Raw genomic sequence first — 19,053 nt, forward strand, 5'->3', positions numbered from 1 at the left:
AGGCATCTTCGATGCCCGGGCCGGACGCCGCAGCCCGAACCCGACAGAATGGGGCGAGGTTGGTGGCCGGGCTTAGGGTTTTACTCTTGCGACCCTTTGGGGTCGCCGGCTTTGCCGCTCGGGGGGATGGGCGACAGGCCGAACTTAAAAGATTTGGGGCGAGCTCTTGGTTGTGCTTTGGGCCCAGCTTCTGCGGCTCTTCGAGCCGCGCAGTTCGCCGCCACCCCAAGCGACGGACTGCAATTCGTCGGAGCTCGTTGCAGTCACCGCTGGCGGCGAATTGCTGTAGGTCAAGAGCGATTAGCGCGATTCCGAGAGGAATCGCCGCCCTCGGGCGCAGCGACGCATCAGCGGCGCGGGGGAGGCGCGCCGAGGACGAATCCGACAGACTGAGGGTAATGAAAAAGCAACGCAGAATAATGAAGAGTGGGCCCAAGCCCGGGTTTTAAGTCCCCAATCGGTTCCGGTGAAAGCTCCTGCCCGTTTATTCCGAGAGGCAACGCAACTGATAACCGCTGCCGCGATTGCTCGCAGTCGAAGGATTCATGGCCGTCGCACTGAACAACAAACGCCAGGCGTTCGTGCTGCCGTCGGGCACCGACGCAGACCAGACCGTACCCTCGTTGCCGACGCCACGCTGCACGCCATCCGCACGACCGCGGTAGCCCGGGGCGGGGACGGGGCTGCTCGGATACTCCGCACCGGCCGCCTCTGCCCGAGGCTCCCGGGAGGGCTGTTACGCCTCCGTCGAAACCGCCTCTGCATCGATCGGCACATCGACCACGAACGTCGTCCCCTCGTTCTCCACGCTCTCGAAACCGATGCTGCCGCCCAGCAGCTCGACGATCTTCCGCGAGATCGGAAGTCCCAACCCGCTGCCGCTGCCCTTCGTCGTGAAGTTCGGTACGAAAATCTTCGCCTGAATCTCCTTCGGAATCCCTGTCCCGTTGTCGCTGATCCGTACCCGCGCCCGACCCTCCGACACATGCAGCTCGATTCGGATTCGCCCCTCCGGACGCTCGCCGATCGCCTGCACCGCATTCTGGCAGATGTTCACGAAGACCCGCGTCAGGTGATCCGCATCCGCCGTCACCCATACCGGCCCGGCCTCCGGCCCCGGCTCCAGCAGCCGCAGGTCGATCCCGTCGTGAGCCGCATAGAGGCTCGCCACGTTCCGTAGCAACACCCTCAGGTCGATCTTCGTCGGATGACCCTCGCCCATCTTGGCGAAGTCCGAAAACTCGCTTGCGATCTTGGTCAGCAGGTCGATCTGATCCAGCAGCAGCGCGAGCGTCTCCTGTACCTTGCGGTTCAGCTCCGTCTCCACCTCCTGTTGGCGCAGCGTCCGTTGCAGCATCTGGATTTTGAGCCGCATCGGCGTGAGCGGATTTTTGATTTCGTGGGCCACCTGACGGGCCATTTCGCGCCAGGCCCCCTCGCGTTCGCTGCGCGCCAGCTGGCGGTAGCTCTCTTCCAGGTAGTCGATCATCCGGTTGTACTGCTCCACGAGCAACCCCACCTCGTCGCTGATCTGGCGGCTCGAACTCGAGCCCGCCGCGTCGATTTTCTGCATCTTCGAGATGTTCCGCATCGCTTCGTGCAGCTGGTTGAACGGCTTGGTCAGCAGCCGATAGAGGAACTCTGACAGGATCACCGAGATGCACAGAATGATCAGGAACAGGTTCAGCACGTCGGCCAACAGCTCGTGGCGCAGGAATCCGCCGTTCGCATCCGCCCCGTAGTACTGGAGGTTCAGGTAGCCTTTCAGATCGCCCTCCACGATGATCGGGACGAAAGCCGACGTGTACTGCGCACCCCCGATATCCATCACGAACATCGGCCGTTTCAGGTAGTGCAGGCTGCGGTAGGCCTGACTCCGCATCCGGGCCAGGTGGATCGTGTTGTAGGCCGACGACGCGATCAGCCGCCCGGACGGACTGAACAGGCTGATCGAGAACTCGTCCTTGTTCTGTTCCGTCGCGAGCCACCGCTCGGCCGTTTCGCGGTCGAGCGGATGGCGCGTCAGGTAGCGCGAGAGGTCGGTCGCCAGCCGCTGGATCGTGGTGTTCACCACCCGCCGGTTGTCACCCTTGAATTGAGCCATCGTGTGGCGGATGATGACGGTCGTGACGGCCACCATGGCGAAGAGCACCACGCCGATCACCACCGTTCGGATCTTGAAGGTCATCCGGCTGCTGAACCGCTGGATGTCGAACGTATATCCGGTCAGTTCGAGCAGCAGACCGCACAGCACGAACAGGATCAGGAACGTGTAGGCGTACAGCGCCGCCACGTCCAGCAGCGTGCTGTCGCGGCGCGAGACGATCAGCAGGCCGTGGCGCGCCCCCGGTTCGTCGTAGTTGAACAGGTAGTGGGCCTCTCCGTTGGCGTAGAGAATCGTGTCGTGTCCGCTCGGCACGGCGGCCAACAGGGCCTGGTAGTCGTTGTCGTTGCCGTGTTTGAAGTGGATGCGACCGTCCGTCACCCGGACGTAGGTGAAGTGTTGGAACCGGATGTCGGGCGTCAGTTCTCCCTCGGGCACCTCTTCGTCCTGCTGGATGATCCGGTCTTGCGGCGAGGTGGCGAGGATGCGAGCATAGAGCCGTTGGGCATTGGTTTGCGCTGCCGTATCCTCCAGCGTGGCGAAGAAGGTGAAGTAGGCGCTGTAGATCGCCAGCGAGAGCAGGAACGGGCCCAGGTAGCGGTACTTGATCTGGGAGTAGCCTACGAGTGCCATCGTGAGGTAGAACAGCAGCAGGATGTAGCCCGTGTATCGGATTTGCGACTCGACCGGGGCCAGCAGTAGGACGATCAGCCCGCCGGTGAACAGGGTGCGCTGCCACAGGCGCCGGGTCGCGAAGAGCGTGTGCCGCACCCGCACCATCAGGAACCGGATGCCGACGAAGAGCACGAACAGCAGGTAGAAGATCACGCTGTTGTACGACAGGTCGAAGATGTCGTATATCTGGACATTGATGCGCGGCGTGTAGATCGAGAGGATCAGCGCGTAGTGGAAGACGGAGACGACGACCGCCGTGAGCAGGCAATAGAGTCCCAGAACGATCTGTCGGATCCGTTCCGGGCGCTGCCGGCAGTCCCAGGCCAGTTTCGCCCGGATGTTGAACAGGAACGCGACGTAGACGAATCCCATGCCGAACGTGAGGAAGAGGTCGCCGAGCGACCCCAGGATGACATTGTTGGCGCCGTATACTTTGGCGAACAGCGATCCGTTGGCGTTCGGAATGCCGACGTAGTGGAGCCCGACGCGCAGCAGCGCGAGGACGATGAAAAAGAGGGCCGCATGGCGCAATGCGTTGTGTCGTCGCGTGCGGGTGCGGATCAGGTTCTTGAGGTAGAGACACAGCAGCAGGATCGCCGCCCAGCCGCAGAAGGCCGCTCCGCCGGGCACCTCTTTGCGCGGTTTGGCTTTGAGGTAGAAGACGCAGTTGTCGGTTTCGACGCGCGTGGCTCCGATCTGCCGGGCATGGGGGCCGTCGGAGGTGGGCAGCAGCTCGATGCGCTGTTCGCGGAAGATATAGGGGTTGAAGAGGCCGGTCTCTTCGTTGTAGAGGTTGATCGTCACCACGGCCGATCGGTTGCCGCGGGCCCGCACGAGGATGAGCCCGTGGCGCGGCCCAATCTTCCGGATCGAATGCGACGGGGTCAGCCAGAAGTCGTTCATGTTGACCTGGTACGGGAAGTTCGACCAGTAGACCATCGTCGTGTCGCGGAAGAGCAGCATCGAGATCCCTTGTTCGCTCCATCCGGGAGGGATGTCGCCGCGCCAGAGCCTCTCGATGTAGAGGCTGTCGTCCTCGGCTTCGAGCCAGTTGCGGGCCACGCGGTCGGTTTCGCGTTCGATGCGGGTGATGGCCGTCCGGATGTGCCTCAGCCCGGGATCGACGTCGCGGCCCACGCGGAAGGCGATGTAGTAGATGTTGACGGCGAAGAGGGCGATGGTGGCGGGCAGCAGGTAGGGGATTGCCCGGGCTCGCAGCCGCAGCCCCAGCGCGCGGATGGGATTGGTGAAGTTGTGTCGGGAGAATCGCATAGGATCGGATGCTGTGAATCGGGGGTGGTGCGTCGACGAAGCGGATTTATCGGTGGTGGTAGGGCTCTCCGCCGAGGATGGTGAAAGCGCGGTAGAGTTGTTCGATGAAGATCAGCCGCACCATCTGGTGCGAGAAGGTGAGCCTCGACAGCGAGAGCCGCTGGTCGGCCCGGGCGTAGACCGCCTCCGAGAAGCCGTAAGCTCCGCCGACGACGAAGACCAGCCGCCGCACGCCGCGGTTCATGAGGCCCTGGATCCGGTCGGCGAACTCCACCGATCCGTCGGGCAGCGTGCCCCGTTCGTCGAGCAGGACGACGTGGTCTCCGGCTGCGATGCGGGCGAGGATCAGTTCGCCTTCGGTCGTTTTGATCTGTTCTTCGCGGAGGTGGCGGGCGTTTTTGAGTTCGGGTATAACGACGAGGCCGAAGCGCACGTAATGCTTCAGCCGGCCGACATACTCCTCTATGCCGTTTTCCAGCCATTGGCCGGTTGTTTTTCCGACGAAGATCAAGTCGATAGTCATTGTGTAGTTCCGGATCTTTTCGAACGCAAAGTTAGGAAAAAGGAGCGTTTCGGACTCGTGCGCGGAGCGTCTGTAAATTGTTATTATCTTCGTATCTTTGTGCGGCGCGCGGGCCAAGCCTGTGGCGTGGCGCGCGGACAAAGAACGGGGGTAGAGGCTGCCAGTGGAAATGCGTAAGTATTTCCCGTCCACGGGACGTGGGGCCCGCGCGGCCTGAGCGCAGTTTTAGGCTGGACAAAGCTCTCCCGCGCGCGATCGCTGAAGAAGGAAATCATTCAAAGCGCCTTGCGCTTTGAATAAGATTTTCGTCAGCGCGCGGACATATACAACCGTTGTTACTTTTCAACTGCTCGCGCGCCACGCCTTAGGAGGGAAATCGTCAAAATGCGCTTGCGCGTTTTGACAAGATTTCCCCAGGCGCGCGAACAAAGAACTGCGCGTGAAATCCGTCGCCCGCCCGCCAAAAAGGGCATATTCTGCCGATTGGCAGTGAGCCAATTCGGCAAGAATTGCCGCGGGCGACTGAAAAAGCGAGAAAAAGCCCGCTCGCCTAAGGAGGCGTCCTACCAAAAAAGAACCGAAACAATGGGCCGGCCCAGCCCGCTTCCGCCACCGGTAAAACACCCTCTGCGCAGGCTGCACCCTGTTGCCGAAAAAGGAAATACAGATCGATCATGGCCATACAGAAACCATCCATACCTAAAGGCACCCGCGACTTCTCGCCCGTCGAGACCGCCCGGCGCAACTACCTCTTCGACACCATTAAAAGCATCTTCCGGCGTTACGGCTTCCAGCCCCTCGAAACCCCCAGCATGGAGAACCTCTCCACCCTGCTCGGCAAGTACGGCGACGAAGGCGACAAGTTGCTCTTCAAAGTGCTGAACTCCGGCAACTTCTTCAAGGGGATCGAGGGCGAGGAGCTGCTGGCCGCCAGCGAGAGCGACAGCCCGAACGCGCTCGCCACCCGAATTTGCGAAAAGGGGCTGCGGTACGACCTCACCGTGCCTTTCGCGCGGTACGTCGTGCAACACCGCAACGAGATCGTCTTTCCATTCAAACGTTACCAGATACAGCCCGTCTGGCGCGCCGACCGGCCCCAGAAAGGCCGGTACCGGGAGTTCTACCAGTGCGACGTCGATGTCGTCGGGTCGGACTCGCTGCTCAACGAAGTCGAGTTGATTCGGATCGTGCGCGACGTTTTCGACGCCTTGGGCATCCGGGTCGTGCTGAAACTCAATAACCGCAAGATACTCTACGGCATTGCCGAGACCATCGGCCATGCCGATAAGATGATGGATATCACCGTCGCGATCGACAAACTCGACAAGATCGGCATCGACGCCGTGAACGAAGAGCTCGCCGAACGTGGGCTCGAGGCGGAGGCGATTGCCGCGCTGCGGCCCATTCTGGAGCTCTCGGGGACGAATCGCGAGAAACTGGTAGCCATTACCGCCATTATCGGCGACCGTTCCGCCACCGGCCGGCTCGGGATCGAAGAGGTGACCACCGTGCTCGACTATGTGGAGGCGCTCGGAGTCGAACTGCCTGTCGAACTCGACCTCTCGTTGGCTCGGGGGCTCAACTATTACACCGGCGCGATTTTCGAAGTCAAGGCGCTGGACTTTCCCATGGGGAGCATTTGCGGCGGGGGGCGGTATGACGACCTGACCGGCATTTTCGGCATGCCCGACACCTCGGGCGTCGGGATCAGCTTCGGCGCCGACCGGATTTACGACGTCCTGCTGGGGCTCGACCTCTTTCCGGCCGAGACCGCCGAGAGCGTCCGCGCCCTCTTCGTCCACTTCGGCGCCGAGGAGGCCCGCGAGGCGTTGCGCCTGATGGACGGTGTGCGGCGCGACGGAGGGGTCGCCGTGGAGCTCTATCCCGAACCGGCGAAGATCAAAAAACAGTTCGAGTATGCCGAGAAGCGGGGGATTCCGTATCTCGTCTTCGTCGGCGAGAACGAGGCCGCGGCCCGGCGGGCCACCGTCAAACACCTCGCCACGGGCGAGCAGACCGAAGTCCCGTTCGACCGGCTGGCCGAATTCCTGAGGGAGGGGCGTTTGCAATAACCGGTTCCCGCATACACCTATTATTATATGATTATACCTATGTATTTTCGCACCTTTGCCTATCGGTCGCTGCTGGTCGCCGGTTTCGTATTCGGTCTGATCCTTTTCGTCGCTCCGGAGGAGGCTTCAGCCCAGCGGCGCGGCGGGACGCCTGCGACGCCCCGGCTCGAAGAGCTCCCTCGGCGGCCGATGGACACCATCCCGACGGCCGATCCCGAGACCAAAGTCATCATTTTCAGCAATAACACCTGGGAGTACTACCGGCCGGAGCTGCGGCGGCTCGACAACCTCTCCGTTTTCCGCGAACACTGGGACACCGCCTCGGTCTTCTCCTATCGCAACATCGAGCTCGGCGAGCTGCCGGCGACCGTCGACCTGCGCATGATCGACAGCCTCGGTCAGTTCTGCTGCCCGGTGCAGGGCAAAGTCCTCTCGAAATACGGGCCCCGGCGCAGGCGGAACCACCACGGCGTGGACATTCCGATGAAGCCGGGCGAACCGGTTCTGGCTGCGTTCGACGGCAAAGTCCGGTACGCCAAATACAACACCGGCGGGTACGGGAATCTGGTCATTATCCGCCATCCCAACGGGCTGGAGACCTGGCACTCGCACCTCATGAAGTGCAACGTCCGGGTGGGAGACTACGTCAAGACGGGACAGGTGATCGGCTACGTGGGGCAGACGGGGCGCGCTTTCGGGCCCCACCTCCATTTCGAAACCCGCTACTGCGACCAGAGCTTCGACCCGGAGTTCCTCTTCGACTTCGAGAACGGGATGCTCCGCTACCAGACCTTCGCCCTGAACCGCGACTACTTCAGCATCCATTCGCGCGCCTCCGAAATGCTCGAAGAGGACGACGAACCGGACTTGGCCAACGCCCTGCTGGCCGAGGCCGACGACTCGACGATGATTCGCGCCGCGCAGCCCAAATCGGCTTCGGGGGCGCCGGTGTACCACATCGTTAAAAAGGGGGACATTCTGGGCCGCATCGCGCCGAAATACGGAACGACGATCGCCCGGATCTGCCAGCTCAACGGCATCGACCGCAACAGCACGCTTCGGCTGGGGCAGCGGCTGCGGGTCAGGTAGCGCGGCCGCTCAACCTTCCTCCTCCCCGGCCGTTGCTTTGAAAAACAGCAGGAAACGGGGCGGAATTCCGCTCGGAAAAACGTATATTTGAAGTTCGAAAACCATACACCATCCCATGATACAACTCTTCCGTAAAGACGACACCCTTTTTGCGGTACAGACCGCCGCGGCGCTCGACCGGTCGGCGATCGACAAACTGTGCTGGCTCTTCGGCGACGCCGAGTGGCTTGACGTCTCGTCCGTGAGCGGCATCTTCGTCGGCCCCCGGCGCGAGATGATCACCCCGTGGAGCACCAACGCCGTCGAGATTACCCAGAACATGGGGATCGACGGGATCGTGCGGATCGAAGAGTTCCGGATGGTCGACAGCGAGGCGGCACCTTATGACAAGATGCTCTACCGGATGTACCGGACGATCGACGGCGACGTCTTCACCATCGACAAGCAGCCCGAACCGATCGTCCACATCGAGGACATCGAGGCTTACAACCGGGAGCAGGGCCTGGCGTTGAACCCGGATGAAATACAGTACCTCAAGGATTTGGCGGTGCGGATCGGGCGACCGCTGACCGACAGTGAGGTGTTCGGCTTCTCGCAGGTCAACTCGGAACACTGCCGGCACAAGATTTTCAACGGACAGTTCGTCATCGACGGGGAGACCAAACCGGAGACACTCTTCAAGCTCATCAAGAAGACCACCACCACGAATCCGGGGCGGGTGGTTTCTGCGTATAAGGACAACTGCGCGTTTTTGCAGGGGGCTGTGGCCGAACAGTTCGCGCCGGCATCCCATGAGGGGCCGGACTATTTCGAGACCGAGGATTTCGAGAGCGTGATCTCAATCAAGGCCGAGACCCATAACTTCCCGACCACCGTCGAGCCGTTCAACGGCGCCGCGACGGGGACGGGCGGCGAGATTCGCGACCGGATCGCCGGGGGGAAAGGGGCTTTCCCGATGGCCGGGACGGCTTGCTATATGACCGCGTACCCCAGATTAGACGGGGGCAGAAACTGGGAACGGGGGATTCCGGCACGGTCGTGGCTCTATCAGACACCGGAGGATATCCTTATCAAGGCTTCGAACGGCGCTTCGGACTTCGGGAACAAGTTTGGGCAGCCGTTGATTACGGGATCGGTTTATACTTTCGAACATGCTGAAAATGGGAAGACGTATGGGTTCGACAAGGTGATCATGCTCGCCGGGGGGATCGGCTACGGGAAGAAAGTCGACTCGCTCAAAGACGAGCCGACAAAAGGGGATAAGGTTGTGCTTTTGGGCGGGGATAATTATCGGATCGGGATGGGCGGCGGAGCCGTTTCGAGCGTGGCGACGGGCGAATATGCCAATGCCATCGAGCTCAATGCCATCCAGCGGTCGAATCCGGAGATGCAGCGGCGGGCGTACAATGCCATTCGGGCGTTGAGCGAGGAGCACGACAACCCGATCATCTCGATTCACGACCACGGGGCGGGGGGACACCTCAATTGCCTGTCGGAGCTGGTCGAGGCGACGGGGGGGCGGATCGATATCGACCGGCTGCCGGTCGGCGACCCGACCTTGTCAGACAAGGAGATCGTCGGAAACGAGTCGCAGGAGCGGATGGGTCTGGTGATGGACGAGAAACACATCGACAAACTGCGGGCCATTGCCGAGCGCGAGCGGTCGCCGATGTACGTCATCGGGGAGACCACCGGGGACATGCAGTTCACCTTTGTGGACAACCGGACGGGTGATAAACCGATCGACTTGCAGCTGAGCGCCATGTTCGGCGAGGCGCCGCGGACGGTGATGACCGACCATACGGTTGTCGAGGCCTACCGTGCGCCGGAGTACGATGTCAATAAAGTCGGGGATTACCTTACGGATGTGTTGCAGCTCGAAGGGGTGGCTTGTAAGGACTGGCTCACGAATAAAGTGGACCGTTCGGTGACGGGGCGTGTGGCGATGCAGCAGACGGCGGGGACGCTCCAGTTGCCGCTCAATGACTGTGCGGTGATTGCGCTCGACTATCAGGGGCCGGCGGGGATCGCGACGGCTCTGGGGCATGCTCCGGCGGCGGCGATGGCCGATCCGGCCAAAGGCTCGGTGCTGGCGATGGCGGAGGCGTTGACCAATATCGTTTTTGCGCCGATCAGGGGAGGGCTGGAGTCTATATCTTTGAGTGCCAACTGGATGTGGCCGTGTAAGAACGAAGGGGAAGACGCCCGGCTCTATCGGGCGGTCGAGGCGGCCAGCGATTTTGCATTGGCTTTGAAAATCAACATTCCGACGGGGAAAGACTCCTTGTCGATGACCCAGAAGTATCCGGACGGACAGGCCGTGATGGCGCCGGGGACGGTGATCATTACTTCGGCGGGCGAGGTTTCGGACGTGAAGAAGTGCGTGCGGGCGGCGGTGGATGAGGAATATTGCGATCGGAGTGCGCTGGTCTATGTGGATATGACGGGCGGCGAGGATTTCCTATTGGGCGGGAGTGCGCTGGCACAGGTGGTGGGGGCTGTGGGCTCGTCGGCCGATGTGCCGACGGTCAGAGATGCGGAGTACTTTGCGCGGGCGTTCAACGGCGTGCAGGAGCTGATCGGACGGGGCGATGTGCTGGCGGGGCATGATGTTTCGGGGGGCGGCTTGATTACGACGTTGCTCGAAATGGCGTTCGGCGGGAATCGCGCCGGGTTGGCGGTGGACTTGAACCCGCTGCGGAACGACGATCTGGTGAAGTTGCTGTTCAGCGAAAAACCGGCCGTGGTGCTTCAGGTGGCGTCGGAACGGGTCGAGGCGGTGCTGGCATCGCTCGACCGGATGGGCGTGGCCGGGGTGCGGATCGCCGAGGTGCTCGGCGAGCGGAAGTTCTCGCTGCGGCACGGGTGCTGCGAGCGGCTCCAGCTGGATATCGACAAAATGCGGGATGTGTGGTATCGGACTTCGTACCTCTTGGATTGCAACCAGAGCACGCCGCAGCTGGCGCTGGAACGGTACGAGAACTATAAGAAACAGCCGTTGTACTACGATTTTCCGGCTCATTTCAGCGGCAAATTGTCGCAGTACGGCATCGACCCGAAACGCAAAACGAAAACCGGCATCAAGGCTGCGATTATCCGCGAAAAGGGGTGCCAGTGCGACCGCGAGACCGCGTGGGCGATGCACCTGGCGGGATTCGACGTCAAGGACGTGCATATGACCGACCTCATTTCGGGGCGCGAGACCTTGGAGGGGGTCAATCTGATCGCCTTCGTCGGCGGGTTCTCCAACTCCGACGTGCTGGGGTCTGCCAAGGGTTGGGCCGGGGCCTTCCTCTACAATCCGAAGGCCAAGGAGGCGTTGGAACGCTTCTACGCGCGTCCGGACACCTTGTCGATCGGGATCTGCAACGGCTGCCAGCTGATGGTCGAACTGGGGCTCATCGCGCCGAAGACGGACGAAGAACGGCCGAAGATGCTGCACAACGACTCGCATAAATTCGAGTCGAGGTTCCTGGGGGTTACGATTCAGCCGTCGCCCAGCGTGATGCTGCGGTCGCTCGAAAATTCGATCTTGGGCACCTGGGTGGCGCACGGCGAGGGGAAATTCCACCTGCCGTATGCTGAAGAGCATTACCACATTCCGATGAAATACCTCTATTCGGAATACCCGGGAAATCCGAACGGCAGCGATTACAACGCCGCAGCGATCTGTTCGGCTGACGGGCGGCACCTGGCGATGATGCCGCACCTGGAGCGGGCCTTGCGGCCGTGGAACTGGGGCTATTATCCGAACGTGGCGCCGCGGTCGGAGGATGAGATTACGCCGTGGATCGAAGCCTTCGTCAATGCCCGCGAGTGGATCAAGGAACGACAATAGTCGGAATCGACCCTCCATTGGAACGACACGACCTCGACATACTCCTCGCCGACGAAGCCCGACAGCTCGTCGAACGCTATCTGGAGAGCGATCCGGAGCGGCTGGCTTTCGCGCTGCGCAACCCGGCCGTCACGCGTCAGATACGGATGTTGCAGAAGTGTCGGAGTAAACTCCCCTCGTATTATGCCGCGCGGTGCATCGTGCCGCAGGTCGCCTACGAGCAGTCCAGCAGCGAAGCGGCGGCGGGGATGAAGGCGGAAACCCTGCGCACTCTTTTGGCCCCTCATGAACGGCGGCTGGCCGTGGATTTGACCTGCGGACTGGGCGTGGATGCGCGGGCCTTGGGTGGGGTTTTCGAGCGGGTGATCGCAGTCGAAAGTGATCCGTTGCGGGTCGAGATCGCCCGGTGGAATCTCGGTTTGTTGGGCGTGGGGAACGTCGAGGTACGGAATTGTACGGCTGAAGCATTTTTGGAACAGTGGACGGCTGACACCCATGCGGGACAGACCGTCGATCTCGTCTATATCGACCCGTCGCGGAAGAGCGGCGACGGACGGCGCGTCTACTCGCTGGAGGAGAGCTCGCCGAACGTCTTGACACTCTTGCCGGTGTTGCGGCGTGCGGCGCGGCGGATCGTGCTGAAACTCTCGCCCCTGTTCGATGTTGACGAGGTGAACCGCCTGTTCGGCCCGGAGGCGGGCGTAGAGGTTGTTAGCGTCGATGGCGAGTGCAAAGAGGTGCTCGTCTGGCTCGGTTTTTCGGATGAGGCAGACAGAACACAGGTGTATCGACGGGTGACCGCCATTCGGCACGGCGGGGTGGAACGGTTCGACTTCGCGCGCGAACAGGTGGCGGCGGACTCCGTCGGTTCGACCGGTGCGTTGCCGCCCGGCGAGGAGCGTTTTTTGGCGGTGCCCGACGTCGGATTTTATAAGTCCAGAACCGTGGCGGCTTATGCGGCACAGTATCTGGGCGACGTGCCGTGGGGATGGCGTCTGGAGGGGGATTGTTTGTTTACTGCGGAACTTCCGGAACATTTTGTCGGCAAAGTCTATCGAATCACCTTTCGGCACCCTTATCGGCCGAAAGAGATCGCCCGTCTGTTGCGGATGCGGAGCATCCGGCGCGCCAACATCCATCGGCGCGGATTCCCGGCTTCGGCTGAGGAGGTGGCCCAGGCGCTGGGGGTACGACTCGGAGGAAATACCGATTTGTTCTGCCTGACGGTGCAGGGCGAACCCACCGTCTTTTTCGTCGGCCGGGTGGGGTAGTGATATGATTATGATAGAGAGGGCGCATATCCGACTTGCGGATATGCGCCCTCTCTATATTATAGTAGGTATAAAGTTACCGTCTCTTCGACTTCGCTTTGCGAGCCTTTTTGGGCGTTTTGCCATCCGCCGCCTGCAACTCGTCGCCCGGCAGCTGTTCGACCGCCTCGCCGACGATCGCCCCCGACAGACACCAGTAGCTGAAGCTTGATCCCTCCGGCTTGCCCTGCGGAATCGCGATCGTGAACGAGTGTTTCCCCTTCGTCAGGTCGCCCAGCGGAATGTAGACCGGATTGGTCACCGTCCCCGGGCACCAGTTCGACCGGCTGAGGTCGCTCGACGAGAGGCCGTTGCTGAAGTTCCCCGAAGCCGGGTTCCGACGCCGGTACGACGAGCAGTCCTCGCGCCACGGGATGAACGTGAAGATCTTTTCGCCGTCCATCCAGACCGTGTTCTCCTTCTGGTTGAACTCGTCGCCGCCGCCCCAGCCGCCGTGTCCGGTGGTCAGGTAGACGAGCTGTGCGCCGCGGATGTTTTCCGGCACGTCGATCGTCACGCGCAGCGAGTCGCTCCCCAGAAAATCGGGATATCCCTGGCCGCCCTGTTCCATCAGGTTCAGCGAGTTGAAGACCGGCACCACGATCCGCCGCCCCTCTTCGCCGCCCTGCGGGTGGTATTTGAGGGTGAGCGAGAGTTTGTGCCCCTTTTCGGCCCAGTTGCCGATGTAGGCGCCGATCCAGGCTTCGCCTTCGAGCAGCGGGGCGAGGTGAGTGACGTCCTGATGGTAGATCACCGAGTCGGCCCATACCTGTCCCGGCACGCTGATCCCCCGGTTGTAGCCTCCCACGCCGAACGGGGTGAAGAAGCGGAGCATTTCGACCGGTGTGTCGTAGGCGTCGGTCGCGATGATCCCGGGATAGGATTTGCCGCTGTTCGAGACGAAGGCGGGCACGCTGTCGATCCCTTTCACCAGCGCGTCGAGGAACGACTGTTCTTTGCCGACCGGAATGACGAAGGCCGATCCGGTGCGGTCGTAGGCATCCTTGTCAGCCTTCTGAACCACCTGCACGAAGATGTCGCGCCCTTTGGCCGATTCGGGCAGTTTGACCTTTTTCAGGATGATCGTCCCGCCGCTGACGCGGTAGACGACGTCGGCGAGCAGCGAATCGACGCTTTTCGGGGTGTCGGATTTCGTGATTCCGATGTATTCGTCCCGGAAGACGGGGATGGTGATCACGTCGGCGTTGTTGATGCGGTAGCGGTACATTGAGGCGTCCACCAAGGTGTCGAACGCCGGGATGATCGGGCCGCCGGTCGACGGAATCTTCTCGACGGACTGGGCGCGGAGTCCGATGTGTCCGTTCCGCGAGGTCATCAGGACAAGGCCGTTGGGCAGATGTGCCGCCGATTGTGCGGTGCCCCGCACGCCGGCCTGGTCGGTGAACCAGTATTTGACGGTGTTGGAGCGGATGATGGCCGTGGCGACTTTACAGGGGTAGCCGCAGATGACCGTATCGCTGGGTTCGATTTTGAGGGTGGAGTCGAGCACGAAGGACTGTTCGGTGGCGATCATCTCGCCGTCGGGCATCTCTGCGACGCCGTAGTATTTGCCGGTTCCGTAGTCGATGTATTGGGTTTCGGTGACTCCGCGTCGGCGTTCGCCTTTGTTTTTGTTGGCTTTGATGCGTTCGACCCATTCGGGATTCTGCATCAGCAGGGCGGTGTCGAGTTCATAGCCGGTGCGGCACTGGTCGCCGTCGATGGTCAGCACGACGCGCATGGCCGAAGCGCGGCCGCCTCGGCCGGGCATCGAGTAGGTGACTTTCAAAGCCTCGTCGGCAAAGGCGCCTGCGGCGAGCAGGCCGAGAGCCGTGCTCAGGAGGATTTTTTTCATACGAGTTTTTTCGATTGGTATTGGTTGTGTTAGTTAAAAGTTCGTTGTTCGGGCCGTACCGGGCGGGTAGAGGCTGTCATTTGCCCACCGCGGGCACGCGGGGCCTGCCCGGCCCGAGGGCAGTCTCCTCCTGTAGCCAAAGCCGCGCGCCCCGCCTAAAGAAGCGATTCGACTATTTCGGCTCGCGCCGAATATAGATGAATCGCGCAGGCGCGCGAAAAAAATCGACTCTGCCAAAAAATCCGTCGCCCGCCCTCCTAAAGAGGGATTTCACTCATTTGCGTTAGCAAAATCGAGATGAAATCCCCTCGAGTGACGGCAAATGCGGCGGAGCGACAGCGGAGCCGCAGTGAGGCTGACACGGGGCGGAGAACCGGGGCGAGAGCGAGTAGCGCGATTCGCAGAATCGCCGTCCTCGGCGAGGGCGACGCTTTAGCGGCGCGTGGGGGGCGCGCCGAGGACGAACTTCCGAGAACGGGACGGTGGTGTGGCTGTGCTCTTGCGACCCTTTGGGTCACGCGTGCCGGACGCCTCCCCTCGGGAGGGACGCACAGCGTCTTTTACTGGCCGCCTCTACCCCACAACAGTATTTCCTAGGCGTCCGCCCCACCAAGGTCGAAAAAGTAGGGTAGAGGCTGCCAATAAAACGCCCTGTGGGCGCGTTTATTCCGAGAGGCAACGCAACTGATAACCGGTGGCACGGTTGCTTACGTAGCTGGGATTGAGACCCTGCGAGTGGAACCACAAACGCATGCCATCGATACCGCTGCCCGCAGACGACCAACTGTACCCATAGTTGCCGTCACCGTTCACTATACCCGTCCCCCGATGGCGGTAGCCCGGGGCGGTGCCGCTCGGCACTTGAAAACCGACTGGATTTACCCCAAAGCAAAAGCAAAACAACAACGTTAGTCCGTAAAACGCCCTGTGCCCCGGGCTTCCGCAACAACGCCTCGGGCGCGCTGTACTACGTCGGCCACAGCGGGTACAGCTGGTCGTCTGCCATCAGCGGCACCAGCGGCGTGTTCTTGAACTTCGACTCGCAGTACCTCGGTCCCAGCAACACGGCATACCGCGGCCACGGTCTTCAGTTGCGTTGCCTCTCGGAATAAACGGGGACGAGAGGCATTTGAAAACCCGCAGGAACGCCCTCCAAAAAAATCCCCCCAAAGCAGCCCGGCTACTTGCGCGGCTTGTCCGTGCAGTAGATCGTCAGCCGGCCCGCCTCCGTCAAAGCCTTATGTGAGATGAAGTAACCCCGGAAAGGTTTACCTCCCAACTCGATTTTTTCGATGTAGATGTTCTCCGGCGTGCGGTTCACCGCCTCGATCACCAGCTCCTTCTGCGCGTAATATTTCGGGTCGAGCCGGATCGTGACCTTGTCGAACGTCGGTGTGGTAATGATATATTCAGCCTTGGCCGGACACGCCGGGTAGATCCCCATCATCGACAAGTTCTGCCAGGCGCTCATCGTCCCCGCATCGTCGTTGCCCGGCAGCCCGCCCGGCCGGTTGCCGAAGTAGCGTTCCAGACACTGGTTCACATAATACTGCGTCTTCCACTCCGAACCCTTGACATACGAGAAGTAGTACGGATAGCCCATGTCCGGTTCGTTGCCCATGTCGAAGTAGCCCCGGTCGAAGCAGGCGCTCAGCGAATCGACGAACCGCCGCGGCGAGCCGTAGAGCTTGATGAGCCCCGGAATGTCGTACGGGATGCCGAACGAGTAGTTCCACGAACTCCCCTCATGGAACCCGTTCACCGGTTTGAAATTCTCGCCCTCGCGCGGGTCGAAACCCGGCATGAACGTCCCGTCCGGCAGCACCGGCCGCAACAGGCCGTAACTCTTGTCGAAGTATTTGCGGTAGCCCATGGCGCGGGCGTTCAGCATGTGGTAGTCCGCCGTCCGGCCCAGCGCCCGCGCCATCTGGCCGAGGCTCCAGTCCGCCACGTAGTATTCGATCGCCTGCGACACCGAGTTGTCGAACCGCGAACGCAGCGGGATGTAGTGATTTTCCGCATAGAAAGACTGATCGCCGCGGATACGGTTCTCAGCGGCCGGAGCGGTCGCGTTCTTGAGCATCGCCTGATAGAGCGTCTCCGTGTCGATCCCCTTGGTGAGCCCCAGGAACCAGCAGGCCGTCATATACGGCAGCGCCGCGTCGCCCTCCATCACCATGAACTCCTTGCCCGCGATCTCGAATTTCGGCAGGTTGCCCGCCTCGCGGTACATCTGCATCATGCTCCGCGCCATATCGTTCTGCCGCTGCGGGAAGAAGAAGGCCCCCATGAACGGCGTCAGCCGATAGACGTCCCATCCGCTGAACATCGTCAGCCGGTCTACCCCCTCTTCCATCCGCCGGATGCGGCCGCTCTCCATCTCCGGATAGTCGCCGTTGGCATCCTGAAGCACGAACGGGTGTATCCAGTTGTGGTACAGACCGGTGTAGAACTGGGTTTTCTGGTCTTCCGTCCCGCCGTCGAGGCTGACCACGCCCAATACGTTGTTCCACGCCGCCACCGCATCGGCATAAATAGCGTCGAAGTTCTTCCCCCGCTGCTCCCGGTCGAGGTTCTCGCGGGCGTTCTCGATGCTGACGTAAGAAACCCCGACGGAGACTTCGATCACTTCGCCGTCGGTGGTGGAGTAGTCGAATGCCACGCCGATGTCGTCCCCCGCAATCGGTTGCTTGAACCGGTCGTAGATTTTATATCGTCCGCTGGTGCTGCTCCAATCCTTGATAGCGCTCTGCGAGAAGTCGGGCTGCCGTTTCCAGTACCGGACGCTTTCGGCAGGTTTGTTCGTCCGCACGACGAAGTAGACCGGAATGACCGACTGCGGCACGTCGTAGCAGAAGTCGCCCATGATTTTGAACCCTTCGATTTCGGAGTCCGACACGATCCGGGCATAGCCGCCCGATTCGGTGGTGAGCCCCTGTCCGATGTTGAAGAGGATGTGCGACTCGCCGGCGGGGAAGGTGTACCGCGACCGCGACGAGCGCAGCGTGGTGGTCATCTCGGCGAGCACGTCGTAGGCCTCCACTTTTGCGGAGTAGTAGCCTGCTTTGGCCGTTTGTTCGGCGAGCGGCGAGGCGTATTTCTGGAAGTCGACTTCGAGTTTGCCGGTGGTAGGCATCAGAATGAGCGACCCGAGGTCGGGACACCCCACGCCGCTGAGGTTGACGTTCGTGAAGCCGATCGTCCACCGGTTGTCCCACACGTACGGGGTGGAGCACCAGCCGCCGGTGTGGACTTTGTGTTCGGGCCGCGGAATGGTGTTGAAGGGCGACATGCTGACCATCCCCTGGGGTATGACGGGCCCGGGTTGGGTGGTGCCGTAGTTGGAGGTACCGATAAAGGGGTTGACATAGTCGGCGGGTGTTTTTTGCGCACCGGCTTGTCCGAGGGTACACAGCGCGGCGGCTGCGATCAGGAGTTTTTTCATCTCGGGTTCGGGTAGTTTGGTTTTTGCTGCTACAAAGATAGCCTGATTTTCGAATTTTGGCAGGGGTAGGATGGCTCATTGGGGTAGAGGCGATTAGCTTTCGAGTGTTGAGCGGCCCCGCCCCGGGCTACCGCGACGCACTCTCGGGCGTACCGGTGAACGTCGGCAACTACGGATACAGCTGGTCGTCTACGGCAAGCGGCATATATAGTCTGCGTTTGGATTTCGGTATGACGTGGCTAAATCCAAGTTACACCTACAATCGTGCTCCCGGTTTTCAATTGCGTTGCCTCTCGGAATAAACGGGCCGCTCGGCAACCGAAAGATGGCTGGAACTACCCCAAGGGGCAGCCTCTACCCGACTGTAATTTAATTCCATCGGTCGGAGCCAGCGTAGGCCAAACGAGCATCGCGAGTTGCGGCCCTACGCCGGGGGTGGCTCCGGCCCGGGCGGTTCTACGAACCGCAGAAGCACCGCACAATTTTCTGAACTTCGACCTCGTCGCCGAAGCCTATAGCAGCCCGCCGCATGGGGTGGCGGCGGACTGCGCGATCCAAAGGGTCGCAAAAGCACGGCCAACGGCGCGACCCAACCCACGGCCCAATTCTAGGAGATTTGTCCTCGGCGCGCCCCCACGCGCCACTATTGCATCGCTGCGCCCGAGGACGGCGACTCTACGAGTCGCGGAAGCACCGCAGCCATTCAACCACTCCAATTCTGCGAGATTCGCTCTCGGCCTATAGCAGTTTGCCGCCAGCGGAGGCGCAACGAGCTCCGCGAAGTTGCAGTTCGCCGCGTGGGGTGGCGGCGAACCGCGCGACTCTGCGAGTCGCAACTGCAACGCCCCATTCACCACCTCCCATTCGGCG

The 19,053-nt window shown here is 61.4% G+C and carries 10 protein-coding genes; 5 read left to right on the plus strand and 5 right to left on the minus strand.

All coding sequences use genetic code 11. The features are described from left to right. Positions 1-484 precede the first annotated feature (484 nt). The 3 genes from QZ302_RS04370 to rlmH all read right to left on the minus strand — a co-directional run bounded on the left by QZ302_RS04370 (position 485) and on the right by rlmH (position 4,574). On the minus strand, positions 485-643 hold the full coding sequence (locus tag QZ302_RS04370; RefSeq protein WP_294592897.1) for a hypothetical protein: 159 nt from the start codon (positions 641-643) through the stop codon (positions 485-487). A gap of 93 nt (positions 644-736) precedes the next feature. Further along, positions 737-4,051: a HAMP domain-containing sensor histidine kinase gene (locus QZ302_RS04375; RefSeq protein WP_294592900.1), complete on the minus strand. Its 3,315-nt coding sequence runs from the start codon at positions 4,049-4,051 to the stop codon at positions 737-739. A 46-nt stretch (positions 4,052-4,097) separates the two neighbouring features. Beyond that, entirely contained in the window at positions 4,098-4,574 is a 477-nt protein-coding gene (rlmH, locus tag QZ302_RS04380) for a 23S rRNA (pseudouridine(1915)-N(3))-methyltransferase RlmH (protein WP_294592902.1), read from the minus strand. Positions 4,575-5,248: 674 nt separating this feature from the next. On the opposite strand from rlmH, the gene hisS reads away from it, so the two are divergent. The 4 genes from hisS to QZ302_RS04400 all read left to right on the plus strand — a co-directional run bounded on the left by hisS (position 5,249) and on the right by QZ302_RS04400 (position 12,844). Then, a complete protein-coding gene (gene hisS / locus QZ302_RS04385) occupies positions 5,249-6,646 on the plus strand; it encodes a histidine--tRNA ligase (RefSeq protein WP_294592904.1) in 1,398 nt (465 codons plus the stop codon). A gap of 39 nt (positions 6,647-6,685) precedes the next feature. Continuing rightward, positions 6,686-7,735 (plus strand): M23 family metallopeptidase, encoded by a 1,050-nt coding sequence (locus tag QZ302_RS04390; protein ID WP_294592907.1) that lies wholly within the window; start codon positions 6,686-6,688, stop codon positions 7,733-7,735. A gap of 115 nt (positions 7,736-7,850) precedes the next feature. Next, entirely contained in the window at positions 7,851-11,573 is a 3,723-nt protein-coding gene (gene purL / locus QZ302_RS04395) for a phosphoribosylformylglycinamidine synthase (RefSeq protein WP_294592909.1), read from the plus strand. 17 nt (positions 11,574-11,590) lie between these two features. Continuing rightward, positions 11,591-12,844 (plus strand): hypothetical protein, encoded by a 1,254-nt coding sequence (locus QZ302_RS04400; RefSeq protein ID WP_294592911.1) that lies wholly within the window; start codon positions 11,591-11,593, stop codon positions 12,842-12,844. 76 nt (positions 12,845-12,920) lie between these two features. On the opposite strand, the gene QZ302_RS04405 is transcribed toward QZ302_RS04400, so the two are convergent. Both QZ302_RS04405 and QZ302_RS04410 read right to left on the minus strand, forming a co-directional pair. After that, positions 12,921-14,738 carry a PNGase F N-terminal domain-containing protein gene (locus QZ302_RS04405; RefSeq protein WP_294592913.1) on the minus strand — a complete coding sequence of 606 codons (1,818 nt, stop codon included), beginning with the start codon at positions 14,736-14,738 and terminating at the stop codon, positions 12,921-12,923. Between the two features lie 1,180 nt (positions 14,739-15,918). After that, positions 15,919-18,183, minus strand: coding sequence for a GH92 family glycosyl hydrolase (locus tag QZ302_RS04410; RefSeq protein ID WP_294592916.1), 2,265 nt, complete (start codon positions 18,181-18,183; stop codon positions 15,919-15,921). Positions 18,184-18,239: 56 nt separating this feature from the next. On the opposite strand from QZ302_RS04410, the gene QZ302_RS04415 reads away from it, so the two are divergent. After that, positions 18,240-18,485, plus strand: coding sequence for a hypothetical protein (locus QZ302_RS04415; protein WP_294592919.1), 246 nt, complete (start codon positions 18,240-18,242; stop codon positions 18,483-18,485). Positions 18,486-19,053 lie beyond the last annotated feature (568 nt).

The sequence above is a fragment of the uncultured Rikenella sp. genome (assembly GCF_910579375.1).
Classification (GTDB): Bacteria; Bacteroidota; Bacteroidia; order Bacteroidales; family Rikenellaceae; genus Rikenella.